Origin of the sequence: Nitrosomonas communis (assembly GCF_001007935.1) — a bacterium.
GTDB lineage: Bacteria > Pseudomonadota > Gammaproteobacteria > Burkholderiales > Nitrosomonadaceae > Nitrosomonas > Nitrosomonas communis.
Genome location: NZ_CP011451.1, coordinates 1069474 through 1095656, shown reverse-complemented (window position 1 = coordinate 1095656; position 26183 = coordinate 1069474). Strand labels below are relative to the sequence as shown.

Below are 26183 nucleotides of genomic sequence, written 5' to 3'. Positions count from 1 at the left end.
TCATATGTCTTTCTTTGGTGATTTCAATGAAGAAAAATTTGATACTCTTCATACATGGCCTGGGAAGTTCCGGAGAAGAAGCGTGGGACAATTTTCCTGAACTAGTCAAGGCGGATAACCAATTATCTAGTCATTATGAGTTGGCATTCTATGATTACCCAACTTCATTGTTTGGACTGCCTTTCCTGAAAAAGATGCTTAAAATTCAAGATTTGGCTGAGGGACTTCGAACTCTAATTAATCACAAGCTCTCGAGCTACGAATCTATAGTTTTAGTATGTCATAGTCTTGGAGGTCTTATTGCGCAGAAGTATTTAATCGACGAAGTAACTAATAATAGGCAATTGGTTGTAAAGAAGCTTCTGTTATATGCCGTACCAAATAACGGAGCCGGGTTAGCATCTATTGCAGATTATTTTCCTTGGAAACATTATCATTTAAAACAACTTTGCAAAGACTCGGATCTTATTCGTAATTTAAATGCGGATTGGTTTCGGCATAATTTAAATAATCTGTTAATCATAAAATATGTCGTTGCAGGACAGGACCGTTGTGTAGATCCATTAAGCGCCAGATCCTACTGGGGAAACCCAGACGTCGAGATGATTCCAGATAAAGGACATAAGAATGTTGCGAAGCCTAAGAATGCAGATGATTTAACATTTAGGATTCTTAGAAATTTTGTAGCGGAAACAAATCAAGTTTCCACAGCGGGCATAAAAATTGAGAGCGTAAAAAGACTAACCACAGAAAGTAACAATCAATTCGGTATGGAATTGATTATATCTAATCAAACGCGTACATCTGTATGGTTTTCAAGGACTAAAATCGAAGGATCGCTACAACAACTTGGAAGTGCATTTGGAGAATGGATTGCGAAACTGCATTATCGAATTATTTTACCCTGCAAAATTGATAAAGAGGTGTTAGGTGACTCAGAGAAGGGCAAAATTCATGGGAAAGCGATTCAAGAGGATGATAAATATGGTTATGAATTTTACGGAGATTACGAGTGGGTACTTACCGGAGCAACAAACTGGAAAATCTATCTTAGTATGCCAACCGAGCTACACCTTCCAGCTGAAGATAAAGTAGCACTAAGATTTATATTTGAGAAACCGAAACTAGAAATACTCGAAGAGCAACTTGAGGCCGGGCCATATTCATCTTATAATGAATTTTTTGGTGAATGGGAAATATGTCTTTTTACAGATAGCAATGCAAGAGTTTGTTTTTCTGGTGAAGGTGGACACTTAATAGCGTTTATCGCAAATTCAATAACAGAATCTAGACAGAAGCAACACATCAGCGCCTAACTCGGCGCTACGCGTGAATGTGCCTAAATCATCGCGCCTGTGGGCCTAACCCATTGAATTACAAAGCAGGTAAAGACTTGTGGAAATCGCAGCCATACCATTCTTGCACTTGAAAGAGATATAGATGTCGTGTCGTGTTACACTGAGTTCTGCGACGCTAACTTCTCAGTATTCTCCGTCGAACTCGGCCTCTGCTTTTCGCGGCCGCTTCAGAGGTGGACGTTGTTGCAAAACTCTTACGATAATAGGGGACAAACCATGATTGTTTCCAGAATTAACAAAACTTAGTTAGAAACCGTGGTCTATCCACTATTATCCACTGTGGCCTAATCTGTAACGCTATGTTAAATTAGCCATGAACTGCTGGATCTGCGGCGACCCTGCCGAAACTGGGGAGCACATGATTAAAGCTTCCGATCTGCGATACTTGTTCGGCCATACAACGACGAAGACGCCGATCTACCGAAGGATAAACACCTGCCCGCATGAGCTCATTCAAGGTGTGAGCTCCCCAAAGCTTAAATTTCGGACTCGCTTGTGTGCCCACTGCAACAATGCTCGCACGCAGCTATACGACAAGAGCTGGGAAACTTTTGTCTCATACCTTCGCAATCGCTCCAATCCGATTCAGCCGGGTGAGGTGATTCGTCCTGTTCATGCGTTCCAGAATGGGCTGCGGCGTGGCCTTCTAGGCATTCACTTGTATTTCGTCAAACTCACGGGCTGCCTCATTCTGGATGCTGAAGTCCCAATTGAAACTGAGTCGCTTGCGAATGCAATACTTAAATCAGCAGCTCATCCGAATATTTACTTGTCATTTCTTGCAATCAAGGGAAGGAGGTTTCAAAATCGCGCCTTCGTCACGCCCATACAAACGATGACTGTGAACGGCGGTTTGGTAAGCGCTCAATGGTTCTACTTCGTGGGTCGGATCGGTGTTCACATTACCTATGCAACGCATGTCCATCTACGCTCAGATAAGGTTCATCTGTGGCATCCGAGCTCATCAACCAAAACCATCACATTGGATGAGATGAATTTTAGCTTGGCAATTGCCAAATCAAGCTGAAACCTCTATACATGAACAGCAATTAGACGTGATTTAACGGATAGTTAACGCGGGTAAAATTTTTAAGTAAGGGCATAGTAGCCAGTAACAGAGAAAACCGCTTGAATCCCCGTTTTTTTGATTTGCTCATTTGCCGCAGCTTTTAAATCATCCGGCAGGCGATTGATCTTGTCAGCCAGCATTTTTTGTAAATTTGCCAAACGACCTCCTGGCGGATAATTGAAACTAGGATCAACGCCCTTCGGTATGCGCTGCACTTCCCCGGTGCGCTTGTTGATATAAGTGTAGGTTTTTTCTTGCGGTGGTTCGGAAGGTTTCAATCCCAGTTCATTTAGCGTGTCTTCATCCAGTTGCATTACGCCACATTTACAGCCCCATGCCTTGACCGGATAATGTGCTTGCCAGAAGGCATCATCGACAGGTAACACCAATCCATCCCAGGCAGAGTGCTCCAGGCGAGGGTGCTCAGAGTTTTTGGCGTCGTACTTTAAATAGGGAAACGAATCTTTATTTCTTTGAATACGTTGCCATTGTCCTTCACTATGGGCGGTGCGTAGATTGGTGTCATAAATAACCTTAAGGCGGCGCATGCTGCCCAATTGCACGTTCTTTACATCATTAGTGATCGGGTCAGTCATATCAGCTCGGCCCCACCAACCTTTCTGCAGCAGCAGTGGAGCCAGTTCTTTGCGGAATTGCTCGAAGGTTGTACCTTCTGCCAGAGCATTATCGACAGCTTCGCGAATATCGCGCAGAATATCGATCTGCATGGCCTTGGCTACGGTAAATGCAGCTTGATGTTCTTGCTGCCACACATCTTCCCAACTAAAGGAAATGAGGTAGCCTTTCTGGCGGAAGAATTCGATTGCATCTGCTGGCGGTAATAATTTGAATTCAAATGCTGGCATGGGTTATTTGTTATTTTGGATGGCGGTGTAGGGGCGAATCTTGTATTCGTCCCTTGTGCCATGATTAACATGGGCGATCACAAAGATCGCCCGTACGATTTATTCATTTGCTTTCTGATTACGCACGCGCCCATAGATGGCAGCGGCAAATTGGCCTTGTGCCAACGTCTCGGTCAATCTTGAGGTATCCATCGACTCAATTAGTCCGGCCATTTTTGTGCGAAACTCATCCAGGCTGCTGGTCGTTGCTGCCAGTTCCAGAACAGGCGCAATCAGTGGATCGGTGACGCGCTCCCAGTCACTGGCCAGTTCATCGCTGAACAGATCGAATTCATCCAGTCCGCATTGTGCTGTGGCTGTAGCAATGGCAGTAGCAGAGGCGGACGGTTGGGGAGGTGCGGCATCAGGAAGAGCAGGTTGTGATCGCATGAGCACCGGTTCATTTTTTTCTGGGGCAGGAATGCGCAGTTTGTCTTGCGCCCAGGAAACGGGAACTGGCAAGCCGACATCGACCAGCTTTGGCAGTGCTTCCGCATATAAACCAAGGTCCTCCGGTTCGCGCAGATCGATGGTGAAGCGCGGTATGCGGCGCATATCTTCAATACCGCCAATATTGAGTACCATGATGGGTACGACCAGATCCCGCGTGAGCGTGCCGCATAATTGCAGACTATCTGATACCATCAGGTCGTGGCGCACTTCGTTATGCACATTGCCCAGCGCGTTGGTACTGGACTTACCGTCTGCCTGGCTGGTAAGCGTTCCTCCTAAAATGGTCTTGCTCTGAGTGCGCTCGCACCAGTCCATCATGGCTTGGTAGGGATCGTGGCTGCCTTTGGCAGCTTCCTTGAAATCTATCGACATGCCTTCCGGGATGATGCCCGCCGCATCATGCCCGATCTGCATTACGGCGCGCAGCAATGTTGCTTTTTCATCATCGCCGCTGCCACTTGGATAAGTACCCAGGCGTAAGGGTAGACCGTAGATTTCCAGGAATTCCGCAAGGTCGCGCACGCTATAATTTTTAAACAGGAATGGCCAGGCGAGCACCCGGTGCAGTCCAGCACGTGATAGATAGCCAGATTTTGCTTTGTGCACATGAGTAATCCAGCCGAAGGGTTGCAGTTGTGCACCATCCAGCGACATATCACGCAAGCGAATTTGCGTACGCGTAGCACGATCAGTCATGAACCAGCTTTGCGGGCGGTGATGAATCGCCTTTGGTAACCAGTTATTCCCCAGCCGCTGCCATTCATACTCCAGGCAAGTAAAACCGTGGCCAATGGCATCCAGGCAATCGAGGATCACATCTTCCAGATTGGATACATCCAGCAGCAGTTCTTTGACTGCGGCGGCTATTTTCTTTTCTTTAGCTGAGGGGTTACGCGGGGGCGCGATATCCCAATTTCCGGTCAAGAGGGCGCGTTTGCGTTTGCTCATCTCAGAAAAGATATGGCCGTCTTTTTCTTCCATATCCAGGAACAGATCATGCTGTGCGCGGATGTCTCCCTGCTCGGCACTTTCCAGGATGCGCGCGAGTTTGGCTGGGGTGAGTCCGCGGCTTGGATGGGCAGCGAACTCCTGATGCAGTTGTCCGACCCTGGCGCTTTGTGCTTCTTTCAATTTCCCGGTATCGATCGGGTTGCCATACATATCGACTAGTTTTACCATGCGCCTCCTTCATTTTCTGATTGGCCTGCGCTCTGGTAGGCCATACCGCTTGAGCGGGTAGTGGCTGCCATCCATAGCATATGCAATGCATCAGGGCCGTCGTCGTGGTCTGCTTTGGGGAAATGCCTGAGCTGATCGATCAAAGTTGCTTGCGAGGGATGCAAGCGGATTAAGCCGTTGGCCATGTGCGGCTGCAGGGTCTCGATTCTGAGTAATTTATCAGTGTTGGGTGTGATGGCAGTGGCCGGTACTGGTACACCACGGGCAGCCGAACGCTTGACCAGCTCCGTGCGCAGAAACTCCTGAAACTGGATCACCTCCACCACCCATAACACGCAACGGTATTCTGCCTGTAACTTTATGATGTCTTCGATAATGCGATCTGGCAGGCGTTTTTTGATTAAGGCTTCCACTACGTCCAGAATGCCGGTGTGACGGTTAAAACCGCCCACTAACAGGGCGGAGGGATCGCGACTTGCACCGTGCTTGCCCAGGCTTGGATCGCATGCACCAAAGAAGCGCCATTCCATCAGGCGATTTACCCAGAACTGGATGCAATTGGCAAAAGGGGCATCATCACCGGATATGGGATCATTTTGTTGTTCAGAATCGAATGCCGGGCGGCCATCACGCGCACGTTTGACCATCAGCTTGTAAAGCGGCTGGGCGGCAGGCCAGGAAACGATTGAGCCTGCTTCCATTTCTGTTTTGCGCTCCTGGTAAAACGCTAATGCCTCCGCTTCACCTTGGTTAAGCAATAGCTCCTCCCACTTGTCCCACAGATCCATTCTATGCGGCCATTCGATCACCGCCCTGAATTTGCGTGCGTTCCATAGCGGGTTCTTGATCAGGCGCGCCAGCACCGAGTCATAGTGCAGAATGGTGCCGATGATGACCACGTCCATGCTGTCATCCGCCGGGCCGAGTGACAGCACGGTTTTCTTCAGCCACAATTCTAATTTGTCGCGCTGTTCTGGGCTCCTGACATTCTCATCGTTTTCAAGATCATCACCGATTACCAGATCGGGCCGGTGTGGACCATGGCGCAGTCCGCGCATACGTTTGCCTGAGCCGAATACCTGTACTTTGGCATCGTTACTGGTTACGATGGTACCGACTTGCCATACGCGCCCTTGACCGGTAGCATGCGGGTAATCCATCATCAGACGCGGATTGAATTGCAATTCGGCTTTGATCGCCTCCAGCATAGGAAGCGCCTGATCGAGTGCATCCATGATGATGACTGGGTAATGTTTGCGCTGCGTGACTATGCACCAAATGACGAAGATCTGCGTCACCAGCGTTGATTTGGCATTGCCACGTGGAGCGGCAATGGCGTCATGATCACCGACGCCGTTATCGACGATCTCTTTCAATCGCTGATACAGGAAGTCATGCAGTGCTGCATTGGGATGCTTGATATAGTGTGGGAAATAGGTGCGCGCAAAGAATTCGAGATCATGCTCTGAACGTGTGAGCCTTTCTTTTCTGGCTGCGCTATCTGGCGCAAAACCGTCAACATTCGCTTCGATTTGTCGGCGGAATTCTGCCGCTAGCTGTGTCAGCTCCTGCAGGAAGGCTTTTTGGGTAGTTTTAGCCATAGCGCTTTCCAATGCTCTCGCCAAACGGCAGCAGCACTTCTTCCATCGCCGCTGCATGTTGCGGGTAATTTATCTGGATAAATTGCACCAGGTCACGCAAGAGGTCGGCAGCAAAACTGAGCTTATCCAGCTTGGGATTACCCTTGGTGACGGCGTTCATGGTTTTGGCGTAGGCATCCGAGATGCGTGAGAGCACTTCGGCTTTATCCAGCGGCTTGATATCCTGGCTGTTTTTGACGTCTTCCAGCGTGCTTTGAAACAGCAGCACAAAATCTTCCATTACAGCCGCAGTGACGGCTTCTGCCCCTTCACCGGACAGCCTCGCAGCTGCACGCGCGCGATCCCAGTCATCGCCATTTTCTCGTGCGGCATCCTTCCAGCGTCGGATGGTGCTTAACGGGATGTTAGTTTTACGCGCAACGCTTTCCAGATTTAACGCTTCATAGACATAGGCAGAGCGTGCCTCGGTTATTCTTTGAGTCGAATAAGCCATTGCATCCTTTACAGGCCGATCAGGGATTTACCTTTTTCGATCATCAGCGCAACACCTACTGATACCAGGCCGCCGCTGATAGCACCATTGATGGCTGATTTCGTCTCGACCTTGCGCAGACGATTATCGAGTTTATCCAGCCGGGCATTACTTTCGTCCTGTCTCTCGATCATGAGATCGAGCTTGCCCTTGATTTCTCCAAGCAGCAGCGTGTGTTCATCAGTCATGGTCATAAGCCTCTTTTTAGGGTTAATTCGTATTCATGCTGGCAGTCGATGCAGCGAGTTATGCCCTTGATTTTTCGCCTCATTCGCGGGATTTCTTCGCCACAATCCTCGCAGTGGCTAAATCCAGGTGCTTGTACTTCTAGCCGGATAGCGCGCTTTTGTGTATGCTCATACTCGGCGAGTTCAATGGCCTGCGCTAATTCGTCCTCTCTCATTTATTCTCCTTTTCGGGTGGTGGGGTAACCCACTCCACCAGCGCCTTGTGTTTCGCCTGGCACTCGTAATACATCGCTGAGCGCTCCAGGCTGTTGCGCAACAGGGTCGAAAGCCGTCCGTCTGCTGAGTCCGGCAGATCCGGACAAGGGTGAGTCAGCGAGGTCGGTGGCTGGCGTGGAGGAAGTAGAGGTGGGGCGAGCGTTGTAGAGGCGCAGCCCGTCAGCATCAAGACTGCAATGATCATAATCAGGATTATGCTCAATATTTTCATCCGCTTTTTCCTTTATTTTTACGTAAACAGTGCGTACTTTTTCACGTGCTGTTTCAAATTCCTGGGTAGTTTTAAGTTCTGCTTTGGCTTGTTCGAGGGCCTGGCCTTGCGCTTGCTGGATGGCTTCTTCAAGGGCAACTGCCTGATCTGCCAAACAGCCATTCTTGCCATGTTGATGGCCCTGGTAATAACCCATGCCAAGCATGGTGGATGACCAGAGTATGACTGCCAGCCAGAGATAGGGTGAAAACAGTGAAATCATTTGCTATCACCCTGCATGCACAGTTCATATTCCTGCTGGCGGCGCTTCTTTAGCCCAGGCAGTACACGGCCGCCCGCTTTGTTCCAGCGTAGAATTTCAGAGCAGGCTCCGGCGTAATCAGGCGGAGTCTGCTTTAATCTCTTGACCAGGGTGGATTTGCAGAATGCACCAGAGCCAATGTTGTACGCCAGGCTGACAAAAGCATCGGCTTCATGCTGATATACCGGCACATCGCCGATACAGCCAGGGCGGGAGAGTTGTGCGACCATTTCGCTGGCATCCCGATACAGCAACCCCAGCGCCCGCTCTGGGGTGGTTTTATCGCCTGGCTTAACGCCGCTTGTGGTACCAAAGCCAATGGTTTGTACTCCAACACCATCATCATAAGCATGCTCACGATAACCCTCAGACCAGGCAATCGCCACCAGCGCGGCAGCGGATAGGCCAATCAAGGCATTGCGTTTACCAGCCATCGCCAATCCCTTCATCCAGGATATGTCCAGGTAGGGGGCGCATTTGATGGGTGCGCCATTCAGCCACGGCAAACCCAGGGCATTCCTTGCGCACATCCGGCAGATCGCGATGACCGAGCACATGCGGCATTTGTGGATCTTTGGTTCCCTGCAGCAGCACGATGTCCGTGACCAAGCCGCACACGTTCTGTTCCAGGCTTTTCCATTGCGCACAGGTAAATTTATCGGTGCCGACCAAACAGATGCCGATGGATTTGCTGTTAAATCCTTGGGCATGCGCGCCGATCTCGTCGAAGTGGCGGCCAGTAGCGACTGCGCCATTAGGGTAGATCACGAAGTGATAGCCGATGGAAGCCAGGTCAGGATTCTGCCGCTGTCTGAATTCTGCTGAACGTTTAAAGCCGCATTGACAATGCCAACGATCGATCTCCTCAACGGAAACATGCTTGCCATTGGGTGTATTCGAGCAGTGGATGATGATGCTTTTGATTTGTCTTGTCATGCCACCATGATGGCGGAAGACAAGAAGGGAAATAAGGAGGAAACAAGTCCGCCCGTAGGTTTTGGGCGGATGAAGTTAGCAGGTTATGCGGGATTTAGAGTGCTGTCAATTAAGAGCTTTTCGTTAACTTTATTGGGTGGAGTAGCGGGCATCAAGCTAATGATCTGCTGGTAACGTTCGAACAGAAAAGCGACGCGTTCAGCTTCGGAAGTAAAGGCTTTCTTGCCATATGAAGCATCTACTGCACGATCAAGTAGCTGGTGTGCTTTTGAAAGAATGGGCGGCATGGTAAGCGGATCATAGAGATCAGCTAGTGTTGAAGCTGGAAACTGCATGCGTGCGTCCAATATCCCTTGGGCAGCCTTTTCAATCGCCTGTTTTTGCTTGTCATTAGGATTTGGCCAGGGAAAGTTGTTGTAAACGATTGTAATAGAATATTGATAATCGCTTTTCAGTCTACCTGTCACAGCGCGTAACCACGCCATATGCATTAGCGAAGTCAGAATACCAAAATGATAGAACGTAGCATTTGGAAATATTCTTACCTTGTTGCTGCATAAGGTTTCAGGCTGCATGAAACCAATCGGTACATATGTGCGTCGTTCAGATGAAACTTCTGGGATGACTAAATAAGGAGATTGGGGAATATTTTCTACATGAAAGCGAGTTGGTATGGCGGCCAATTTTTGTGTGGGTGCGCTCTTGCTAGCTAAGCGGAATTGACGCACAGCTTCCACGCGCTTTATTGCTTCTGGCATTTGCCGCAGTTTGTTTGGCGGGCAATCACCCAACCATAGACACCAACGCTCATGCCCGTTGATAAATTCGTCTGCCCCGATCCAGCGACGAAACCAATGTTTTGCTTGTGGTTCGCGCGTAATAAATTCGTCTTTTTCTTTTGTCGTAAATAAGTAGTTACCGCCATCTATTGGTTTGTTACCTATACCTATCTCTGGTATGTTACACAGCGGTTTTTCACGATTGTTCAGCATCACATTGGGTGCATCTACTAGATACGGATTGATATTTTTAGCAGGTGTAGCATGAGGCTCACCTTTGATATCCTCATATTCAAAAATCAATTTATTTGTGATTACCTGCATGCCAAAGCCTATAATGACGCAATGCACCGCAGCTTTACCCTTGGCTTCACTTTCCCATTGGAAAGTTCGATGAGCAAATTGAATATGCGTGCCACGCTGGAGTAAACTTGGCCATAGCACACCCACTTGTTCGCCTTGTGTAATGGAGTTAGTTGAGACAAATGCAGCACGTATTACGTGATTTTCCTCCATATAATTAACCGCTTTGCGATACCAGCAGGTAACGTAATCAAGCAATCCAGCATTCTTCGTGTCGCGAAAGATTGTTGCGATATCTGCGCGTTGTGCTTCATTCATGAATTTTGCACCGATAAATGGTGGATTACCCATAACGTAGCTGCAATCCAAAGCGGCCAGGATATTTTGCCAATCCAACCGCAAAGAGTTGCCATGTACAATATGAGCTGATTTGCTGAGTGGTAGGCGGATGAAGTATTGACCGAATTCTTCAGACACGCGTGCATTCATCTGATGGTCAGTCAGCCACAGTGCGACCTGGGCTATTTGTGCAGGGAATTCCTCAATTTCAATACCATGAAATTGATCAACATCAACTTGCACAATACTAGTTATGTCTAATAGCTGTTGACCACTATCATAAAGAGCGCGTAATACTTTTAGCTCAAGCAAGCGTAATTCACGGTAGGCAATCACAAGGAAATTTCCGCAACCACAGGCTGGATCTAGGAATTTTAAGCTGGCTAGTTTGCTATGAAAAACTTGCAGACGCTTTGTATTGTTGCGAGCTTTCTCAAACTCTGCATGTAATTCGTCTAAGAATAGTGAGCGAATCAGCTTGAGAATATTTTCTTCCGTTGTATAGTGGGCACCTAGATTGCGTCGTGCATTGGGCGTTTCATCCATGATATGCTGGAACAGCGATCCGAATATAGCAGGCGAAATTCCGCTCCAATCCAGCGCACAGCAATAAAGCAGCGCAGCGCGCATTTCGCTGTCGAAACTGGCAATGGGCAGGCGCTCTTCAAACAGCTTACCGTTGATATACGGAAAGCGCGTAAAAGTTTCATCAAGGTTTGTTAGACGTGCAGCTTCTGGAGTATTCAGAATGTCAAACATCCTCAGCAAATAGACAAAACAGCAAGCGTACCAGATAGACTTCCAGTGAATGACCGCTGTAGCCGATTTGCTTGAGTCGATCGTGTAGTTTGGCCATACGCTGCACAGCTTTTGCATTAACTGGGCTTTGGGGTAATATCTTTAGTGGTTGGTAACCCGCAATGAACCAGAATAGTTTGACGTTTTTGTAGAAATCTTTAAGCTGGAACTCGGCCTGTATTCCATCAACCATGTCATACAGGCGAAACTGAGCAAAGTCACTGACCAGTAAAAAACGCGGCAGCTCGTGTTCTTTCAATCCAGGGAAATAATCAATAGCTTGCTGGTAAGCGCGATCCAGGTTTTTGCCGAGTGATTTATGTTCGATCAGCAGATTGCCTTTCCATAACCAATCGATGTAGCCGTCTTTGCCATCAAGCTTTTTGATTCTCTGCTCAAAACTGCCAATACGTCGGGGAGAAATACCAAAAACATTGAAAAATTCGACCCAGAAATGCTTGGCTTCAGCATATTCCGAGGCAGCATCTGCCCATTCTTTGGAAAATGCAAGCGCACGGTTTTTGATTTCATTCCAGGCTAGTGCCATGCTATTTGATTATCAATGATAAAAAACAGGTAATTTTACGCTCTTTTAGAGGGATTTAGGAAGCATACAATTTCTTATATTAAATCGTAAATTACCAAAAAATATAAATCGTTTCTTTTTCAATAGTTGCCAACTTACAAAGTTATTAGATATGCTGTGATAATATAAATTAGCTTTTTTCTTCGCTATTTGGTTAGGATTTCAGTTATCGACTAAAGAAGATTGAAATCAATATATTGAAGGTGAACAGATAATGGCCACAACAAGCCGAATTGAATGGACAGAGCAAACTTGGAATCCCGTTATAGGATGCACCAAAATTTCATCTGGTTGCAAAAATTGTTATGCAGAATCGATGGCTCAGCGCCTGAAAGCCATGGGAATTTCTGGATATGAGAATGGGTTTAAATTAACCTTGGTTCCTAAAAGACTAGAAGATCCGCTTAAACGTAAAACACCCACGGTTTATTTTGTGAATTCCATGTCAGATCTCTTTCATGAGGATGTGCCATTTGTTTACATTGATCAAGTGTTTGAAATTATTCGGCATGCTAAGCAACATACTTTCCAGATATTGACTAAGCGCGCTGAGCGTATGGCTAGATACTTTGATGGCAAGGAGGTACCATTAAATGCATGGGTTGGGGTGTCTGTAGAAGATCGTAAACATGGTGTTCCTAGGGTAGATTACTTGCGTAAGATAAAAGCATCTATTCGCTTTTTGTCCGTTGAACCGCTACTTGAAGATATCGGTGTCATTAATCTTACTGATATTCACTGGGTAATTGTTGGTGGAGAGTCAGGTCCAAAGGCAAGGCCAATGAAACCAGAATGGGTTGATGCTATTCGAGAGCAATGTGAAGTTGCCGATATAGCGTTTTTTTTCAAGCAATGGGGTGGATGGGGTGCGGATGGCAAGAAGCGTGCAAAAAAACAAAATGGTCGCATGCTTAATGGCAGGACGTGGGATGAAATGCCAACAATGAGTCTCTAGTCACATAATGATGAATTTGCACTAAAGGTAATAAGCTGTATGACTGAAGTTCATTATGAATGGGCACTTGGACACTCTTACCCATTGATCCAACAGCATAGTGTAGTTAAGCATGAAATTCTACGTTCTTATCTAATAGCTTATATTCAAACTCTGGCCTCGAATCCTAATAGAGAAGAATTCCGCCTTACCCTAGTTGATGGCTTTGCAGGGGGGGGTGTGTATCGACATGCAAAAAGTGGTCAGGAACTTGTTGGTTCTCCTTTTATTATGTTAGATGCAGCAAGGGAAGTTGAATTCTTGATCAATAAGGATCGATATAAACATATAGTTCTTAACTTTGATTATTTTTTTATTGAAAAAGATAAAGGAGCTAAGTTACATCTTGAGAAAGAATTGAAAAACCGTGGCTATGGTTCTCAAATTAACAACAATATTTTTTTACATCATTCTTCTTTCGAGGAACAAGCTGATTCAATTATTGATTATGTAAGAAAGCGAAGCCCTCGCGCTGCTCGAGTAATCTTTTTATTAGATCAGTATGGCTATTCCCAAGTGCCAGCTTCAATGATCCATAAAATTTTACATTTATTACCTGGAAGTGAAATTATTTTGACTTTTGCTGTGGATTCAATGCTGAACTATGTTACTGATCAAAAGGGATTAACTCAAGGTTTGCTAAATAAAATTGGTGTTCCTGATGTATTACGTGGGCGTACCATTGAAGATATTAAGAATACCGAAAGTGATTGGCGCTTATTTATTCAGTCTTGCCTATACAAAGAGCTGGTAGATAAATGTGATGCCAGATTTTATACCCTATTCTTCATCCGATCAGATAAAGGTCATGGCGACTATTGGTTAATCCATTTCTCACAAAGAGCGCGCGCTAGAGATGTCATGACGCGCATCCATTGGGCCAAAAATACGGATTTTATCCATTATGGTGGAGCAGGTATGAAAATGTTTACTGCTCTTGGGTATATTCCTAAGAATGATGAATCATATACTGGGCAAATGGGTTTCTGTTTTGATGAAGATGCGAGAAATAAGAGTGTTTCTACTTTGATGGAACAGATTCCACATTTAATTTATCCTGATCCGGATGGAATGTCATTTGGTGAAATGTTTGCCACAACCTGCAACATGTCACCTGCATCAGCCGATATATATCGAAATGCTGTAGGAAAATTAATAGAGCTCAAAGAATTGGAAGTTATTGGCCAGGATGGAGGTCGACGCAGATCAGCCAATCGGATTCATGATACTGATCTAATTATCGCGCCTAGGCAGAGGCAATTGTATTTTGGAATTGAAGAGTTATAGAGCTTTAAATTAGCTGTAGGACATATTACTCATATAAGTATGAAAAGAGAATTTATTGAATTATCGATTTAATAGAAAAGACAAACTTCTCCATCCATGGCCGCGCGGAATATATTTTATATAAGGCGTTTTGAGTTCGTTAAATAGCGATTCTGAAGAAGAGGTGATTTATAATAATCCTCATCCAAAAATCTAAGAAGGGTTTTGAGCTCTTTTTTGGTATCTGGAATTTCTATCTTTTCACTTCCGTTTTCCATTTTAGTATCAAGTGATATATTAAATTCTGCAGCAACAGCTTTGATGTCATAAACTGGAACTTTTTGCAATATTTGACTTTGTGATATCAACCAAAGTTTTCTGCGAATCCATGTATCTGAAATTGAGACTAAATTTGCAGTATTTGTAACAGAAACACAAGCCATATTCGCAAACTGCTGAATATCAACATCTGTTGCTTCTTTATAATATTCCGAAACATCAAAAATCTGCCTCAGCAGATGAAAGCTATGGAATTTGAGCGCGCCATTTCGAATGATTGCGGTTAACTTATTGTCTATAGTAAGACCGATTCCTTCTATCTTTCTATAGACGTTTAATGAATGAAAAATAGAAAGTCCGTTAGTTGATATAATCCTTTTTTTATCAAAATGTTGGATAAATACCATGGGAATTCCATCATAATCGATATAGCCGGAAAAGAGAGCTTTTATGCTTCCAAATGCCTCTGGAGTTGGTGTTACTTCCGGAATTGATAATGGATTTGATACTGCATCAGAAAGACCATCTATATCGTCAAATTCACTGATGACTAAAACTTCTCCCAAATCAGGTTTATATTTGCCGTCAAACGGAATTTCTTCTTGGCCATTGCAATTAAAATTAGATTCTTGCTGCTTCAGTAATGAAGTTAAGTCTGCTTGTACTTCATGTGATAAGGAGAAACGAAGTATGCGATTTGCGGGATCGTCCGTTAATGCGAAAAGATTAAACATTATTTAATCTCCATGAGCATTGTCTCGGAAAGCTTTTTTACAAATTTAATTTCTTTTGGATCTCTAATTTCCCGCTTCGATATCAATGTATAAACCATTCCTGCTGATGATTCAAGTTTATAAAATCTAAATTTAAAGATCCTCAACAAAGGATGTGCCGGGAGAGAGCTAATTAGCCACAAAAGTAGACCAATAATAACCAAAATAACAACAATAGTATCTATTGATATTTTTGCACTATTTAAAATAAGTGGAAGTAAATAGCTACCGACGAATGCAAGAAGCATGAAATCATTAGGTTCAATTTTCTTCGCTTGAATATGAAATGTTTCTCCCTGTTGCTCTACTAGTTTAATAATTAAGATAGGCAAAAGAATTCCAAGTAGTCCAAAAATAATTAATTGAAAGACATCCATACTCCAGCCATAGAGATCATATCGAACATATGCCGTAGTAATAAGAGCTGGGGAAAAAGAAGAAACAAACAATAGTGTTTTAAGCCAATTTCGCATCAGTTGAGACTATATGGCGGTATAGCTAACGTTCCAGTGAGTAGCATAAATATAAATAATTCATAAATTCCAATGTTATGGAATTTTATTCAGCCCATCAGGCTATGACAAGAGTTTATTATTAATATTTATTTCGTATATAAGGCTATGGATAACAGCTTTATGATTAGTAAGGATAATATTTATTCTGAGCGCTTCATTAAGATGCTAAAGTTTTGTAGTCTTGATCGAAACTAGATGTGTAGTAACCTTATCATTTCTATATAACCTGATGATCTATTTGCATAGTTCATCAGGTTATTTCATCTAAAACAACCCCATCTGCCTTGGCTCATCCTGCTGTTCAATAGCGAGAATTTTTCTTACTTGCCGCTCAGTAAGGCTGTACTTCAACGCAAGCTGGCGCTGGCTTAAGGTTGGCCATTCTGCACGGATCTTGCTGTTCCTCAGAGCGATACGGATAGCGTCCGCCTTGGGGATGTCGAAATGTACCAGTCCGCCGTAGTGCTCTGCTAACTTGCGCGCAGCCTCGAGACCGATGAGGTCGGCCAGCACATGATCTTCCGGCAAGTGTTTGGGCACGTACAGGCGTACGCCGCCGTATTTTTGCGTGAGTTTAAGCGTAGCGGGGAGCCCGATTAGTGCAGTGATTTCCTGAAGGATGCCGGGCAGCAATGATTCATCGACGTCATGGTCATGCATTTTGTTGTTTCATCCTGTTCGTGAGGGCAGTAATGATGGCGCGCAGCTCATCCGGCTTGCACCATTCGAGCCGTTCCCGCTGCCACATTTGTTTAGCGATGGCGTGGGCGTAAGACCAAGGTAGTTTCATTTCTGTGAGCAATGCACTTATTTTGCTGATGAGCGGCTGAATGCTGGCCTTGCCTGCTTTAGGTGCACCAAGCATTGCTCTTGCTGGCAGCTTTTTCTTCCAGCCTTTTTCTTTCAGATGCTGCAGCACGCGTAGTCTTGCGGTGGCTGAGAGCTCACGGCTGGAGCGCACTCCGGTAACGTTAAACAGCATGTCACGGTAAGTGTCATCATTCATGCCAAGTTGTGCTTTGGCAATGTGGATCTGTGCAATGTCGCGTTTACGTTGTTCTTCTGCAGTTAGTCTAGTTTTCATGGCGTTAAATTAGTCCAAAGGTTTGGCTCGATGGCGCTAGATTTAACGCCATCTGGTCAAGCCTCTAGGCTTCAGTAGTCTGCTCAAATGGAGTGATGACTAAATCCTCCACACCAGTGACCACAGTCAACCCGGCCACACCGCGTACCTGATCCGGTGCGTTGAGGACAGCTTCTTTGTTGATTTCTTCCTTGATGCGGATAAAGCGTTCCAGTCCCAGGCGCTTGAGCATTTCGATCACGGTATCCGAGCCGCGCACCGATACGCTGGGCGGGCGTTGCCGCCATTGCACCTCACCTGTGATAAGGTTGGCAGTTTTCACTTTGCCGCCATCCGTTAATTCGAGACGGTGGGCTTCACAGTAGCCTTGCACACCTTCCAGTAGAGTTTTGAGCTGATCATTGAGAGCTTCCAGGCGTGGCTGGAAGTTTTGCGTGATGTGGGCAATGGCGTCGTTCATCTCGGTAGTGGCACGGGTGAGTTGGCGCTGCAGGTCACCGATCTTGCGAATGTCTGCAGCGGCCTCATCCCTTGTTTGTGGCACGTGGGCTTGAGCCTTGGTCTTGTGTCGGGTGGCGGTTTTAGCCATTTTTTATCTGTCTCCTGTAATTATGGATTGTTTTTATTGATAATTTCCTGGAGCTGGTTGCGTACTGCCTCCGGCATTCCTTTTCTGATTGCTGCCTCCTGCTCCTGTTGCACGTGGCCGATACGCGTGCGCATTTCCTGTTCGGTTTCTACCTTTTTAGCTGCCTTGTCGGCTGCGCTGGCGATGATGGTGAACAGGTAGCTGTGGCTTTTGAGCGGTAGCGTCAGGGTGTCACGCTGGTCAATCATTTGCTCCAATGCCGCTTTCCAGTAAGCCTGCGGGGCAGGGAAGACCCGGCCCTTATGTTCGATCTTGCCAGCTTCGACCATAATGATGAGCTCGCTCAGCAGTTTGGCCAGCTTCGTATCAGATATTTCCCGTTGGGGCGGTTTGAATAGCTGATCCACATAGATCAGCAGCAGTTTGCCTACTGGCGTTTGACTTAAGGCGTGCTCAAGGACATTCCGCAAGGCTGCATTGTTAATGGCTGCTAACAGCGGATATTCAGCCTGGCAACAAGGGCAGGTTAGATGCATGAACTATGCTCCTGCAGTTATCGTGATGGTGATGCCGCCTGGCGTTTGCAGCGTGAGGCTGAACCGCTCAGGCAGCAGATTAAAAGACTCCGGCTTGTTCTCCGGTTGAATATTCGCCTCTTCACTTTTTGCCTCTTTTTTTGCAGCTTCCTGAATGGGTTTAGTGGGAGCCGGGGTATTCACTTTACCGGGAGCCTGTTTTGCCAAGAACGAATCTACAGCCTGCTTGACTTCATCAGGTTTAGGCGGATTGGTATATCTTTCATAGTCGTCAGTAGCCAGTTCAGACACGATGTAACTGTAGCGCACGTTGTCTATTTTTTTGCGTGCCAGATGACCTAAAACCCATAGTTTTCTGATGTTGTCAGACATTTCTTTCGCGTTCTCAACAAATGAGAGCTGATTGAAGGCTTCTGCGGTAGTAAATGCCGTTCCCAGGTTTCCTGCCCAATCCAGTATCTGCGCGCTGGTATCGTCAATTTTCATAATATTCTTCCTGGTTTTCTCAGCGTGTTATAAATTGGCCTGGTTCTAGCCTGGTGCTCGTGGTCCACTCGACCTGTACACCGTCAATATTGGCAGCCATAGTTTTTTCTTCCACGCCATTTACGCGGCTGATCTTGATCATGGCCCCGCCTAGCAGGTTGCAGCGATTGGATGGGCTGATGGTTAAGCGCACATTACGGCTGCCGATGTTGATATCGAGCACGCGGTGGCCTGTGCGTGCCAAATTGATAGCGACATTTTTCGCTTTAGTGAGCATATCCATCAGGATTTGGTTTTCTTTGCCGATGGAAATTGTGTGTTGTTGCGGAAAGCAGTGTTGTGTTTGATGTTTTTTCATGCCGGCTCCATTTTTAATTAATTCAAAATCTTTTCTGTATGCTTCATGCAGATTTATTGTGCTGCTGGTACTTTCTTCTTCCACATCGTGCATCCAAAGCTTGGTAGCGAGCAGGATGCGTTATAGTGTGTTCATGGTTTATTGCTCTCCTTGTGTGCATCCTCCTGGTAAACCTTGATCATGCTTCCAAGAAACTCAAGATTGCTGCCGATGTAGATGGCTTCATTTTCTGTCAGGTTGATTAGCTCCATGGATTCGTTGCTGTCCTTCATGGTTAAACTGATCTGCACACCCAGGGAGCCGTTGTCATGCTCTACAACACAGACGTGTGCCGTTTTTGCGTTGGTAGATATTGGGGTGATAAAACAGATGCCTGTAGGGTTCATGATTTGCTTCCTCCACTGTTTTCGCTACTCTGATCAACGGTCATTGTTCTTTGCATGCAGTTCTGGCAGGCGCGCCAGTGCTTCATTGCGCGCGGGCTGCTGGTGGGTGGTCTTCTGCTGTGGTATTCACGGCATTGTGCCTGGCTGATTTCCAGGCCCAGATGAGGGCAGCGGATACGGCCATAGATTTCGATCACTTTGGCTGCTATGTGCCTGGTATCTGCCGGGTATTTGTCATGCACGATCAGGCTGATCGCAGTGCGTGATACGCCGAGCTCTGCTGCGACTTGCGCTTTGCTGCTGGCAGCAACCCTTGCATTCAGGATCTCTCGCCACATAATGGCACCTCCTTGCCGTTGTTCGGATCAAACAGGGTGTTTTTGGCCTGCCGCCAGATGGGCGCGATGGGCCCGGTGTTGTTCTCATCCGGCAGCCACCAGCGCATGTACCCGTTGGAGGTGAGTGCGCTGCCTGCTTCGCGCTTCTTCATTTTGATGAGATAGCCTGCTTTTTCCAGTGCTCTGAGATATTTGCCGATATTGCTGACGATGTCGGCTTCATTCCCGGTAGACACTAACGGCTCAATTTCAGGGATGCTGAACTTCTTGCGGATGCGGATAGCGCGCCATACCCGCATTCTCAGGCTGTTTTTGTGGATACGCACTGCTTGATAAGAGCCGTTTGGACCCGATCTGAGCGCGGCTTCAGTTGCCAGTGCTTCTTTGCCTGCGTCCGTGAGCCGGTAGCAGCCAGGAGCAGTCAACACGACAAGCTCGTGCTTACGCAATTTGCGCATCGCGTTTTCGACTTGTTTTTCTTTAAGCCTCGTCAGGTTGACGAGTCTTTTCTCGGTGATGCATTCGTTAGGAGCGTGCTGACCGATAACTTTAAGGAGTTGTTCAGAGATCCAGGCCATTAGTGCAGTCCCCCCGCTCGGGCAAACATTCCCTCTATTCGAGTACGAGCATCATCGTTAAGATTAAGGCTGATCTTTTTCTTGGTTTCGTCTAGCGTGAGAATGATTTCCTTGGTGGAAAACTCAATTGATCCAATGACCTCTCCATTCCTTTCTAATCTCACACCGAGGAAGCCTTGAATAATTTCAGTTTGATGGTGGTATAAACGACACCCTTCAGCGTTAAATCCTGTTCCTCCAATATAGACCGATCCATCATCAACAGTGATGAGTAGGTAGCTTGATTCGATAAACATTAGAACGAGATATTGTTTCTCATCGAGCTCAAACCGTAACCCGACTCCGTCGGGTTTGCGTTCATCTATTTGCGATGTATCCAGATTGCATGGTTTGCTCATCTCAGCGACCCCCATTTACCAGGGTTCGCTGGCCGGTTGATTGCCAATCGAGCGTCAGTTGCCTGTTTACGACATTTTTCAGTGATATTTCCTCCAGCCCATTGAGCTGTGCTTCGCGCTCTACCAGTGCGATCGCGTTCATGATTTCGCGCATTCTCCCTTTGCTTTGCCGATGGATTTCCATGGCCAGATCGCGCGCCACTTTGACTTCGCATTTTTGGCTGCAGGTCATGACGACGTCGTCAATGGTTGCCGGACAGAAGGTAACGACATGCGCAATACGGCTGCTGATCTGCAGGTGTTTGCTGATCTTGGCCTGTACTTTCTCCATACCGACCAGGACGATGACAACTTCCGTTAAATCGGACAGATCTCTGGCAGCTTCCAGCACGCGCGCGTTATCCCTTAAGCAGTGATCCACTTCGTCAATCACGATAGGAGTTTGATTGCGCCCGATATAGCCGGATACCCGTGCAAATACGTCTTTGGATCTACCGGATGGGTCGACTTTGAGATTCTCGGCGAGCTCCGTTAAAAAATATCTCGGGGTCCAGTCAGTTTTTGCGCGCAGGTAAGATGCACCGACTTGCACAGCCCACTGATCGACTGTTTCCGATTTACCGTAACCGGCCTCGCCCGTAACCAGCAGCAGGCTCGATTCCTGTGCGCCGCGTCCTTCGACAGCGGCCAGGCCCTCCTGAAACCTGATGTAGTTACTGGTTTTGACAAACACGTTCTTCACATTTAAACTCCTCTTTCTCTAATGTGTTATAAAAACCGGCTGCATAGAGTAGTTGGCGCTACTGTGCGGCCACTTCTTCTGGAGCTTTTAGCTCCTCTTCCTGCTGCATTAAATTCTTAGCGGTTTCATCATCTGCCTTGGTCCAGCTGATGCCATCGTATGCATAGATCTGGAGCATATCGAAGTACTGATGGCTGTCGACATACTGCATCAGGAATCTGGCATCTAGCGTGTCCCAAGTGCGCTTGTTGTTCATCAGCCAGGTATATTTTTCAATAGTGCTTTTGAAATGTGGGCGCTGAATGAGTGGTGAGACGTTGGTTGGCTGAGCATCAACTGCTTGTGTTTCGATCGGTTCAGCTATCTCAATGCCTGCATATTGAGGTTGTGCTATGGCCATCGGCGGCAGTTCGATGCCTGGCTGGTGTTCAATCAGTTGTGGTGGGTTGAGCTCTTGTTCTGCTTCCTCTATCTTGGATGCTGCACGTTTGATACGGCCCTGCGCGCGTTTGTAGCGGGCTTGATCCAGCACTGATTCCGGAAAATAGCCGCGCTTGTTGGCTTCAAATTCTGCGATACAGATGAGCTGTCCTTGACGGTTGCGTACCCAGACACGGCTGGCGTCGTGGATGTCATAGCCAACCTGCGCGGTTTCACCGTGGTAGTGCACCAGTTCCTGGCTGAAATAGAGGTTATTGAATAACCGTACTTCTCCGCGGATGATTTTGCAGGTTTTGTAGGGGCGGAACAGGTCGTTTGCCTCAACAGCATCCACCATGACCGGATCGAAGTCCTCAGCTACTGCCTGCGCCCAGGCTTCATTGGGCGTCTGGTGGCGTTTTTTGCCGTCTGCTCCGCGTACTTTGGGCAGAGCCCGGTGGGGGTGATTGTTGTAGTCGTCGATCTGCTGCTGGCAGAAAGCCATAAAATCAGCCCATTCCATCAGGTATTGTGATTTGCCGATGGTTTTGAGATCCTTGCGCGTAATCTTGAATACTTTTTGCTTGGCTTGAGCATCCATCTTTTCGCCCATGTAGGTCGGCAGCATTTTGGCGGCTTTGACCCAGATGGTCTGGTGTGCGCGCTCGATTACGCCACGGGCTTGCGAGTTATAGGGGAGACTGTGCGTGAGTTCAATTCCAAGCCTGCTCATGAAGCCGGTCGATTCATCGGACATGGCTGCATTCTTGTAGCCTGATCCATTGTCGACATAGAAGATGGACGGTATACCGCAACTCATACATGCATGGCGTAACGCATCCAGAACTGCCCAGGTTGATTCAGCTAATCCTGCCGACCAGCCGACGGCTTTACGGGTAGCAATGTCGAGCACGGTGGTGATTTCAGGCCGGAAAGCTTTGCCATGCATCGGGTGCGCAATTTCTGCATCAAACGTGTGCCCGTCTGCGGTATAGGCGTCAGTTGGGCACATGTAACTGGTATCCCGCCGTACGAATGGCAGGAGCGATTTGATTTCACGATTGCCCATACGTCCGCGTTGTATATCTACATTGCTCATTTTCTGGATAAAACGGTGAGCAGCTGCATAGGAGGGCGGTATGATGACCGCGGGCAATAGTTCTGGCAGTTTCTCTATGCAATAGGCGAGGCTGGGTTTCTGTGGCTGGCCGTAAAGATTCAGCAAATAGGGTGCCCAGGGTGGAATACCGACTGTTTCGCGTGCTTTGGGTGCGAGCTGTACCACCTGACTACCGCTGGCACCATTACGTGCTGATTCCTTTAGCCAACGATAGAGGGTAGTGCGCGATAACGCACGCTCCATGCCTGCCTTGGCATTGGCCACAGGGACTAACTGTTGCAAATGCTGGGGTAATTGATTACGTGCAGCCAGGTCGATTACGGTACGGATGGCACGTTCTGTCCCTCCTACGGCTTCCAGTCTGCGGACTTCTGCACAGATTGCGGCACGTGCTTCAGCTATCTGGCGTTGCCAGTCTTTTAATTGGTCGGGGTTTTGTCTGCGATCCTGCTTGCTACGTAGCTCGATTTGTCTTTCTGGTAGTCCTGTCAGCTTGAGACTGGCTACAGCAGGCGAGGGGGTGTTCACTGGTTGAGCCTGTGCTGGCATGGCTGGCGTTGCCTCAATCAGTGCCTCGATTGCACGCTGTCTGATAATCGCCATAATGGCAGCGGGTGGTTGGTATTCGGTGCGCATTCCACCCTTGCCACCTTTGCCAGGTACTATGCGCGATTCCCATTTTTCTTTTTTTACACGATCGTGCATTCTCCGTTCACTTTCTGGTAATCCTGGCAGTCTCATTTCTGCTAATTCAGAGCATGAGTAGTGAGTTTTGAGTGTACTCATGATTCCCCCATTGCTTTCTTAATTACTTTAATTTGCTTATTCAAATCTTCACGAAGACGTTCTAGCTGGCCAAGCTTTGCGTCCAATGCTTCTCTTCCTATGATGAGTTTTGCACCTACTTTTCTGGCACTAAACTCAGTTAAGGCTCTTGATTCTGTTGCAATATCAAAAGCAATCGCGATATCGAGAGGTGGAACATGTACATCACTGGAAGGTGCTGCATATTGATCAAGGATTGATCTTTTTACAGTTTTCCATCCAAGCAGCTTACTCATACGTGCAGCAACATCATCACGATCAAGCCCTTTCATGGCATTGGACATAACATGCGCAATCTCTACACGGCATGACAACCCCCCAGGCGCTGTCACCGGCGCTGGCGGCAGTTCCTGTTCAAATAAGTCCATAGTGTAAGGATCACGCGTCTTTTTCATGACTAAATCGCAAATTTGCGAGAGTTGCTTCCTGCGTTAAACTGGATAGCCATGTATTCATGCAGCCCCTTCTTTGTAAATATGATTTACATTGACATTTTTATGAGTAGGGTTAATCTTATGTTTTGCTTTATAGCGACCGCGTCCGCGTTCTCCGCGCCCTGATTTGGGCGATCCGTCTATGTGATAGCGGCTTGGCCAGATGGCTTGCGGTGTGGTTCCAAGATGCTCCGCAATCATCCGCTCGTATTTCGGGTATGGGTTATAAAGCGCATTACCTAGCGTTGTCCGGCACCATCCATAATTGCGTGACAACTTTTGCAAGCTGGTTCCAGTTTTATGTACAGCAGCGATGATGTCTGCTCTATGCCAGTCTTTCGGGATTGGTTTTTTTGTCATGTTTAACGTAGTCATGTTTTTTTACATGGCAGCATTATGTCTATACGACATTACTTAGTCAATACGTCAGAACATATATTTTTGTGCTTCGTTTGCTTTTGCTTGCTAGCTATTGATAAAAAAGGATTAAATCAATGTTTGGACGTGTTAATGTTATTCGCCCTCAGCGTCAATACTTTGCTCTATGAGTGCTGACATAAATAAGATGTGGTTTTCAGCTTTAGAATTGGCTCTTATTGGCCAGGCTGGAATTATTGATATTCCTCGATCTGAGCGACGTGCTGGAGAAAAAGCCCGTAGTCTTGGATGGGAGGAGCGTCATGTTCTAGGAAAAGGGGGAAAAGGGGGGGTAAAAAAAGAATATCAGCCACCCAGAGATACTCTATTGATCATTCACAAATTTCTGGAAGAAAATCCTGGTTATTTTGTGAAAGAAAAAGGCGTGTCAGAGGAAATGCCACAGCTCAAGGCGCATCCGCCACAACCATTGGCTAAGCCACTTCCAACCTTGAATGATTTCGTGTTTGTGCCTCGTTATGATGTGCGGGGAAGCGCTGGCCACGGATCAATTATCCATTCCGAACAAATAGTTGATCACTTGGCTTTTCGCGCTGATTGGGTAAAAAATACGCTCGGAGTGACGGAGAAAGACTTGGTTTTGATAAGTGTGAAGGGCGATAGTATGGAGCCTACAATAGGTAATGAAGATTTAATCCTAGTAAATATTCAGGAACACCGAATTGAAGAAAACGCTATTTATGTACTGCAGCATGATGGCGCGCTGCTAGTAAAACGTATACAGCGCAAAATGGACGGCTCTGTGATCATAAAAAGTGATAATCTTTTGTATGAGCAAGAAGTACTAGATTCTTCTAAAGCTGAAGCTTTACGTGTATTAGGTCGTGTAGTTTGGTTTGGGCGCAAAATATAACGAATAAGTACCAATTAAAGCGCAAATTTAACTATTTTTTACCTATTCTTTCTTATTTAGTACCAAATAACTTTTTTATTAAATATAGCCGCTATTCTTTATTTCATGCGCTTTTTGCGGCTTTTTTTATTTCTTTACTTATGTACCAAATAAATCACCCCCTCACACTTAATATCAAAACCAAAATCTTATTTTTAGATAGAAAAAGCTGCGCCCAAAAAATCCGTTTCAAAGAAGAAGGCAACCAAGAAAAAGCAGGCAGCCTAAATGTCGCGTGACCTATTAAAAAAATATATCGAAAAGCGAGACTTTGGTATTACGGGTGAATCGAAAGGCAAAGTCGGAAAACGCGCTAAAACAAATCTGCGTTTTGTTATTCAGCTTCACGAGGCGACCCGCATTCACTATGACTTTCGGCTTGAATGGCATGGGGTAATGAAAAGCTGGGCGGTAACTAAGGGCCCGAGCTACGATCCTGCAGATAAACGGCTGGCAGTTCGTACCGAAGATCATCCGATGGATTACAACGATTTTGAAGGCGTCATTCCAGACAAACAATATGGTGCCGGTCCGGTCATGATTTGGGATAAAGGAACCTGGATGCCAGAAGACGATCCAGACAAGATGGAGAGAGAGGGCCGTATCACTTTTACAATTGAAGGTAGCCGCATGAAGGGGCAGTGGCATTTGATCCGAATGCGCACGCCGGATAAACGCGAGAACTGGCTTCTCATTAAAAGCAAAGACGACTTTGCGCTAAATAAAACCAAAAACGCTGACTTCCTCAAACGCGAGAATACCAGTATCGTAACAGGCCGTACTATGGACGAGATTCGGAAGGCAGGACTTGGCAAAACCACCAAGCTTACAAAAGCGCCCAATTAAAGCCGGTTATAACTGCGCCGAAGGCTAAAAAAGCAGTTTCCAAACCCAGGGCATCTCTGAAAGTTAAATTAA

Annotated in this window: 34 protein-coding genes; 7 read left to right on the top strand and 27 right to left on the bottom strand. The window is 46.6% G+C overall.

Annotated elements, in window-relative coordinates; all coding sequences use genetic code 11:
- Positions 1-26 precede the first annotated feature (26 nt).
- Together AAW31_RS04910 and AAW31_RS04905 are read left to right on the top strand one after the other, a co-directional pair.
- Positions 27-1316: an esterase/lipase family protein gene (locus AAW31_RS04910; protein ID WP_144412852.1), complete on the top strand. Its 1290-nt coding sequence runs from the start codon at positions 27-29 to the stop codon at positions 1314-1316.
- A 355-nt stretch (positions 1317-1671) separates the two neighbouring features.
- Complete coding sequence (locus tag AAW31_RS04905; RefSeq protein ID WP_046849381.1) at positions 1672-2385, top strand: hypothetical protein; 714 nt, start codon at positions 1672-1674, stop codon at positions 2383-2385.
- A gap of 62 nt (positions 2386-2447) precedes the next feature.
- On the opposite strand, the gene AAW31_RS04900 is transcribed toward AAW31_RS04905, so the two are convergent.
- From AAW31_RS04900 to AAW31_RS22580, 11 genes are all read right to left on the bottom strand, one after another.
- Positions 2448-3293 carry a phage head morphogenesis protein gene (locus AAW31_RS04900; RefSeq protein WP_046849380.1) on the bottom strand — a complete coding sequence of 282 codons (846 nt, stop codon included), beginning with the start codon at positions 3291-3293 and terminating at the stop codon, positions 2448-2450.
- Between the two features lie 99 nt (positions 3294-3392).
- A complete protein-coding gene (locus AAW31_RS04895; protein ID WP_046849379.1) occupies positions 3393-4964 on the bottom strand; it encodes a DUF935 domain-containing protein in 1572 nt (523 codons plus the stop codon).
- On the bottom strand, positions 4958-6565 hold the full coding sequence (terL, locus tag AAW31_RS04890; protein WP_046849378.1) for a phage terminase large subunit: 1608 nt from the start codon (positions 6563-6565) through the stop codon (positions 4958-4960). Before terL ends, AAW31_RS04895 begins: the two co-directional genes overlap by 7 nt.
- Positions 6558-7058 (bottom strand): DUF1804 family protein, encoded by a 501-nt coding sequence (locus tag AAW31_RS04885; protein WP_046849377.1) that lies wholly within the window; start codon positions 7056-7058, stop codon positions 6558-6560. Before AAW31_RS04885 ends, terL begins: the two co-directional genes overlap by 8 nt.
- 8 nt (positions 7059-7066) lie before the next feature.
- Positions 7067-7285, bottom strand: coding sequence for a hypothetical protein (locus tag AAW31_RS04880; protein ID WP_144412851.1), 219 nt, complete (start codon positions 7283-7285; stop codon positions 7067-7069).
- Between the two features lie 2 nt (positions 7286-7287).
- Positions 7288-7500, bottom strand: a complete 213-nt coding sequence (locus tag AAW31_RS04875; RefSeq protein ID WP_046849375.1) for a TraR/DksA C4-type zinc finger protein — start codon at positions 7498-7500, stop codon at positions 7288-7290.
- On the bottom strand, positions 7501-8034 hold the full coding sequence (locus tag AAW31_RS04870) for a hypothetical protein (protein ID WP_046849374.1): 534 nt from the start codon (positions 8032-8034) through the stop codon (positions 7501-7503).
- Positions 8031-8507, bottom strand: coding sequence for a lysozyme (locus tag AAW31_RS04865; protein WP_144412850.1), 477 nt, complete (start codon positions 8505-8507; stop codon positions 8031-8033). The genes AAW31_RS04870 and AAW31_RS04865 overlap by 4 nt, the downstream gene beginning before the upstream one ends.
- Positions 8497-9009 (bottom strand): N-acetylmuramoyl-L-alanine amidase, encoded by a 513-nt coding sequence (locus tag AAW31_RS04860; RefSeq protein ID WP_046849372.1) that lies wholly within the window; start codon positions 9007-9009, stop codon positions 8497-8499. The genes AAW31_RS04865 and AAW31_RS04860 overlap by 11 nt, the downstream gene beginning before the upstream one ends.
- 83 nt (positions 9010-9092) lie before the next feature.
- Entirely contained in the window at positions 9093-11189 is a 2097-nt protein-coding gene (locus AAW31_RS04855) for a class I SAM-dependent DNA methyltransferase (protein ID WP_235264499.1), read from the bottom strand.
- Positions 11182-11775 (bottom strand): type IIL restriction-modification enzyme MmeI, encoded by a 594-nt coding sequence (locus AAW31_RS22580; RefSeq protein WP_235264498.1) that lies wholly within the window; start codon positions 11773-11775, stop codon positions 11182-11184. The genes AAW31_RS04855 and AAW31_RS22580 overlap by 8 nt, the downstream gene beginning before the upstream one ends.
- 253 nt (positions 11776-12028) lie before the next feature.
- Here AAW31_RS22580 and AAW31_RS04850 point away from each other — a divergent pair, with 253 nt between their 5' ends.
- Both AAW31_RS04850 and AAW31_RS04845 read left to right on the top strand, forming a co-directional pair.
- Positions 12029-12769 carry a DUF5131 family protein gene (locus AAW31_RS04850; RefSeq protein WP_046849371.1) on the top strand — a complete coding sequence of 247 codons (741 nt, stop codon included), beginning with the start codon at positions 12029-12031 and terminating at the stop codon, positions 12767-12769.
- A gap of 39 nt (positions 12770-12808) precedes the next feature.
- Positions 12809-14095 carry a three-Cys-motif partner protein TcmP gene (locus tag AAW31_RS04845; RefSeq protein WP_046849370.1) on the top strand — a complete coding sequence of 429 codons (1287 nt, stop codon included), beginning with the start codon at positions 12809-12811 and terminating at the stop codon, positions 14093-14095.
- A gap of 116 nt (positions 14096-14211) precedes the next feature.
- On the opposite strand, the gene AAW31_RS19595 is transcribed toward AAW31_RS04845, so the two are convergent.
- The 16 genes from AAW31_RS19595 to AAW31_RS04765 form a co-directional block, all read right to left on the bottom strand.
- A complete protein-coding gene (locus tag AAW31_RS19595) occupies positions 14212-15087 on the bottom strand; it encodes a Kiwa anti-phage protein KwaB-like domain-containing protein (RefSeq protein WP_082110340.1) in 876 nt (291 codons plus the stop codon).
- Positions 15087-15599: a hypothetical protein gene (locus AAW31_RS04835; RefSeq protein ID WP_046849369.1), complete on the bottom strand. Its 513-nt coding sequence runs from the start codon at positions 15597-15599 to the stop codon at positions 15087-15089. Before AAW31_RS04835 ends, AAW31_RS19595 begins: the two co-directional genes overlap by 1 nt.
- 306 nt (positions 15600-15905) lie before the next feature.
- On the bottom strand, positions 15906-16301 hold the full coding sequence (locus AAW31_RS04830; RefSeq protein WP_046849368.1) for a Mor transcription activator family protein: 396 nt from the start codon (positions 16299-16301) through the stop codon (positions 15906-15908).
- Positions 16294-16725, bottom strand: a complete 432-nt coding sequence (locus AAW31_RS04825; protein WP_046849367.1) for a gp16 family protein — start codon at positions 16723-16725, stop codon at positions 16294-16296. Before AAW31_RS04825 ends, AAW31_RS04830 begins: the two co-directional genes overlap by 8 nt.
- A gap of 64 nt (positions 16726-16789) precedes the next feature.
- The gene (locus AAW31_RS04820; protein WP_235264497.1) at positions 16790-17269 is read right to left on the bottom strand and encodes a host-nuclease inhibitor Gam family protein; all 480 of its coding nucleotides are present in this window, start codon (positions 17267-17269) and stop codon (positions 16790-16792) included.
- Positions 17270-17334: 65 nt separating this feature from the next.
- Entirely contained in the window at positions 17335-17850 is a 516-nt protein-coding gene (locus AAW31_RS04815; protein ID WP_046849365.1) for a hypothetical protein, read from the bottom strand.
- 3 nt (positions 17851-17853) lie between these two features.
- Positions 17854-18336 carry a hypothetical protein gene (locus AAW31_RS04810; protein ID WP_046849364.1) on the bottom strand — a complete coding sequence of 161 codons (483 nt, stop codon included), beginning with the start codon at positions 18334-18336 and terminating at the stop codon, positions 17854-17856.
- Between the two features lie 19 nt (positions 18337-18355).
- Positions 18356-18694 carry a hypothetical protein gene (locus AAW31_RS04805; protein WP_144412849.1) on the bottom strand — a complete coding sequence of 113 codons (339 nt, stop codon included), beginning with the start codon at positions 18692-18694 and terminating at the stop codon, positions 18356-18358.
- Between the two features lie 131 nt (positions 18695-18825).
- Entirely contained in the window at positions 18826-19080 is a 255-nt protein-coding gene (locus AAW31_RS04800) for a hypothetical protein (RefSeq protein ID WP_046849362.1), read from the bottom strand.
- Positions 19077-19418 carry a hypothetical protein gene (locus AAW31_RS04795; RefSeq protein ID WP_046849361.1) on the bottom strand — a complete coding sequence of 114 codons (342 nt, stop codon included), beginning with the start codon at positions 19416-19418 and terminating at the stop codon, positions 19077-19079. The genes AAW31_RS04800 and AAW31_RS04795 overlap by 4 nt, the downstream gene beginning before the upstream one ends.
- On the bottom strand, positions 19400-19996 hold the full coding sequence (locus AAW31_RS04790) for a hypothetical protein (RefSeq protein WP_046849360.1): 597 nt from the start codon (positions 19994-19996) through the stop codon (positions 19400-19402). The genes AAW31_RS04795 and AAW31_RS04790 overlap by 19 nt, the downstream gene beginning before the upstream one ends.
- The gene (locus AAW31_RS04785; RefSeq protein WP_148906877.1) at positions 19996-20394 is read right to left on the bottom strand and encodes a hypothetical protein; all 399 of its coding nucleotides are present in this window, start codon (positions 20392-20394) and stop codon (positions 19996-19998) included. The genes AAW31_RS04790 and AAW31_RS04785 overlap by 1 nt, the downstream gene beginning before the upstream one ends.
- 1 nt (position 20395) lies before the next feature.
- Positions 20396-21127: an AAA family ATPase gene (locus AAW31_RS04780; RefSeq protein WP_235264556.1), complete on the bottom strand. Its 732-nt coding sequence runs from the start codon at positions 21125-21127 to the stop codon at positions 20396-20398.
- A gap of 67 nt (positions 21128-21194) precedes the next feature.
- Positions 21195-23462, bottom strand: coding sequence for a Mu transposase C-terminal domain-containing protein (locus tag AAW31_RS04775; RefSeq protein ID WP_052752088.1), 2268 nt, complete (start codon positions 23460-23462; stop codon positions 21195-21197).
- Positions 23459-23896 carry a hypothetical protein gene (locus AAW31_RS04770; RefSeq protein WP_046849357.1) on the bottom strand — a complete coding sequence of 146 codons (438 nt, stop codon included), beginning with the start codon at positions 23894-23896 and terminating at the stop codon, positions 23459-23461. The genes AAW31_RS04775 and AAW31_RS04770 overlap by 4 nt, the downstream gene beginning before the upstream one ends.
- 57 nt (positions 23897-23953) lie before the next feature.
- Entirely contained in the window at positions 23954-24295 is a 342-nt protein-coding gene (locus tag AAW31_RS04765; RefSeq protein ID WP_046851521.1) for a helix-turn-helix domain-containing protein, read from the bottom strand.
- 184 nt (positions 24296-24479) lie between these two features.
- Between AAW31_RS04765 and AAW31_RS21790 the strand changes: the two genes are divergently transcribed.
- Genes AAW31_RS21790 through AAW31_RS04750 form a run of 3 tightly spaced genes read left to right on the top strand, consistent with a single transcriptional unit; the run spans position 24480 to position 26111 of the window.
- Positions 24480-25226 (top strand): S24 family peptidase, encoded by a 747-nt coding sequence (locus AAW31_RS21790; RefSeq protein ID WP_200899716.1) that lies wholly within the window; start codon positions 24480-24482, stop codon positions 25224-25226.
- Entirely contained in the window at positions 25205-25504 is a 300-nt protein-coding gene (locus tag AAW31_RS21575) for a hypothetical protein (protein WP_046849356.1), read from the top strand. The genes AAW31_RS21790 and AAW31_RS21575 overlap by 22 nt, the downstream gene beginning before the upstream one ends.
- Positions 25494-26111, top strand: coding sequence for a DNA polymerase ligase N-terminal domain-containing protein (locus AAW31_RS04750; protein ID WP_046849355.1), 618 nt, complete (start codon positions 25494-25496; stop codon positions 26109-26111). Before AAW31_RS21575 ends, AAW31_RS04750 begins: the two co-directional genes overlap by 11 nt.
- Positions 26112-26183 lie beyond the last annotated feature (72 nt).

What these genes read in the sequence shown, in the direction of transcription:
- AAW31_RS04910 (WP_144412852.1), top strand. Translation starts at nt 27, where the DNA reads ATGAAGAAAAATTTGATACTCTTCATACATGGCCTGGGAAGTTCCGGA.
- AAW31_RS04905 (WP_046849381.1), top strand. Translation starts at nt 1,672, where the DNA reads ATGAACTGCTGGATCTGCGGCGACCCTGCCGAAACTGGGGAGCACATG.
- AAW31_RS04900 (WP_046849380.1), bottom strand. Translation starts at nt 3,293, where the DNA reads ATGCCAGCATTTGAATTCAAATTATTACCGCCAGCAGATGCAATCGAA.
- AAW31_RS04895 (WP_046849379.1), bottom strand. Translation starts at nt 4,964, where the DNA reads ATGGTAAAACTAGTCGATATGTATGGCAACCCGATCGATACCGGGAAA.
- terL (WP_046849378.1), bottom strand. Translation starts at nt 6,565, where the DNA reads ATGGCTAAAACTACCCAAAAAGCCTTCCTGCAGGAGCTGACACAGCTA.
- AAW31_RS04885 (WP_046849377.1), bottom strand. Translation starts at nt 7,058, where the DNA reads ATGGCTTATTCGACTCAAAGAATAACCGAGGCACGCTCTGCCTATGTC.
- AAW31_RS04880 (WP_144412851.1), bottom strand. Translation starts at nt 7,285, where the DNA reads ATGACTGATGAACACACGCTGCTGCTTGGAGAAATCAAGGGCAAGCTC.
- AAW31_RS04875 (WP_046849375.1), bottom strand. Translation starts at nt 7,500, where the DNA reads ATGAGAGAGGACGAATTAGCGCAGGCCATTGAACTCGCCGAGTATGAG.
- AAW31_RS04870 (WP_046849374.1), bottom strand. Translation starts at nt 8,034, where the DNA reads ATGATTTCACTGTTTTCACCCTATCTCTGGCTGGCAGTCATACTCTGG.
- AAW31_RS04865 (WP_144412850.1), bottom strand. Translation starts at nt 8,507, where the DNA reads ATGGCTGGTAAACGCAATGCCTTGATTGGCCTATCCGCTGCCGCGCTG.
- AAW31_RS04860 (WP_046849372.1), bottom strand. Translation starts at nt 9,009, where the DNA reads ATGACAAGACAAATCAAAAGCATCATCATCCACTGCTCGAATACACCC.
- AAW31_RS04855 (WP_235264499.1), bottom strand. Translation starts at nt 11,189, where the DNA reads ATGTTTGACATTCTGAATACTCCAGAAGCTGCACGTCTAACAAACCTT.
- AAW31_RS22580 (WP_235264498.1), bottom strand. Translation starts at nt 11,775, where the DNA reads ATGGCACTAGCCTGGAATGAAATCAAAAACCGTGCGCTTGCATTTTCC.
- AAW31_RS04850 (WP_046849371.1), top strand. Translation starts at nt 12,029, where the DNA reads ATGGCCACAACAAGCCGAATTGAATGGACAGAGCAAACTTGGAATCCC.
- AAW31_RS04845 (WP_046849370.1), top strand. Translation starts at nt 12,809, where the DNA reads ATGACTGAAGTTCATTATGAATGGGCACTTGGACACTCTTACCCATTG.
- AAW31_RS19595 (WP_082110340.1), bottom strand. Translation starts at nt 15,087, where the DNA reads ATGTTTAATCTTTTCGCATTAACGGACGATCCCGCAAATCGCATACTT.
- AAW31_RS04835 (WP_046849369.1), bottom strand. Translation starts at nt 15,599, where the DNA reads ATGCGAAATTGGCTTAAAACACTATTGTTTGTTTCTTCTTTTTCCCCA.
- AAW31_RS04830 (WP_046849368.1), bottom strand. Translation starts at nt 16,301, where the DNA reads ATGCATGACCATGACGTCGATGAATCATTGCTGCCCGGCATCCTTCAG.
- AAW31_RS04825 (WP_046849367.1), bottom strand. Translation starts at nt 16,725, where the DNA reads ATGAAAACTAGACTAACTGCAGAAGAACAACGTAAACGCGACATTGCA.
- AAW31_RS04815 (WP_046849365.1), bottom strand. Translation starts at nt 17,850, where the DNA reads ATGCATCTAACCTGCCCTTGTTGCCAGGCTGAATATCCGCTGTTAGCA.
- AAW31_RS04810 (WP_046849364.1), bottom strand. Translation starts at nt 18,336, where the DNA reads ATGAAAATTGACGATACCAGCGCGCAGATACTGGATTGGGCAGGAAAC.
- AAW31_RS04805 (WP_144412849.1), bottom strand. Translation starts at nt 18,694, where the DNA reads ATGAAAAAACATCAAACACAACACTGCTTTCCGCAACAACACACAATT.
- AAW31_RS04800 (WP_046849362.1), bottom strand. Translation starts at nt 19,080, where the DNA reads ATGAACCCTACAGGCATCTGTTTTATCACCCCAATATCTACCAACGCA.
- AAW31_RS04795 (WP_046849361.1), bottom strand. Translation starts at nt 19,418, where the DNA reads ATGTGGCGAGAGATCCTGAATGCAAGGGTTGCTGCCAGCAGCAAAGCG.
- AAW31_RS04790 (WP_046849360.1), bottom strand. Translation starts at nt 19,996, where the DNA reads ATGGCCTGGATCTCTGAACAACTCCTTAAAGTTATCGGTCAGCACGCT.
- AAW31_RS04785 (WP_148906877.1), bottom strand. Translation starts at nt 20,394, where the DNA reads ATGAGCAAACCATGCAATCTGGATACATCGCAAATAGATGAACGCAAA.
- AAW31_RS04775 (WP_052752088.1), bottom strand. Translation starts at nt 23,462, where the DNA reads ATGAGTACACTCAAAACTCACTACTCATGCTCTGAATTAGCAGAAATG.
- AAW31_RS04770 (WP_046849357.1), bottom strand. Translation starts at nt 23,896, where the DNA reads ATGAAAAAGACGCGTGATCCTTACACTATGGACTTATTTGAACAGGAA.
- AAW31_RS04765 (WP_046851521.1), bottom strand. Translation starts at nt 24,295, where the DNA reads ATGACAAAAAAACCAATCCCGAAAGACTGGCATAGAGCAGACATCATC.
- AAW31_RS21790 (WP_200899716.1), top strand. Translation starts at nt 24,480, where the DNA reads ATGAGTGCTGACATAAATAAGATGTGGTTTTCAGCTTTAGAATTGGCT.
- AAW31_RS04750 (WP_046849355.1), top strand. Translation starts at nt 25,494, where the DNA reads ATGTCGCGTGACCTATTAAAAAAATATATCGAAAAGCGAGACTTTGGT.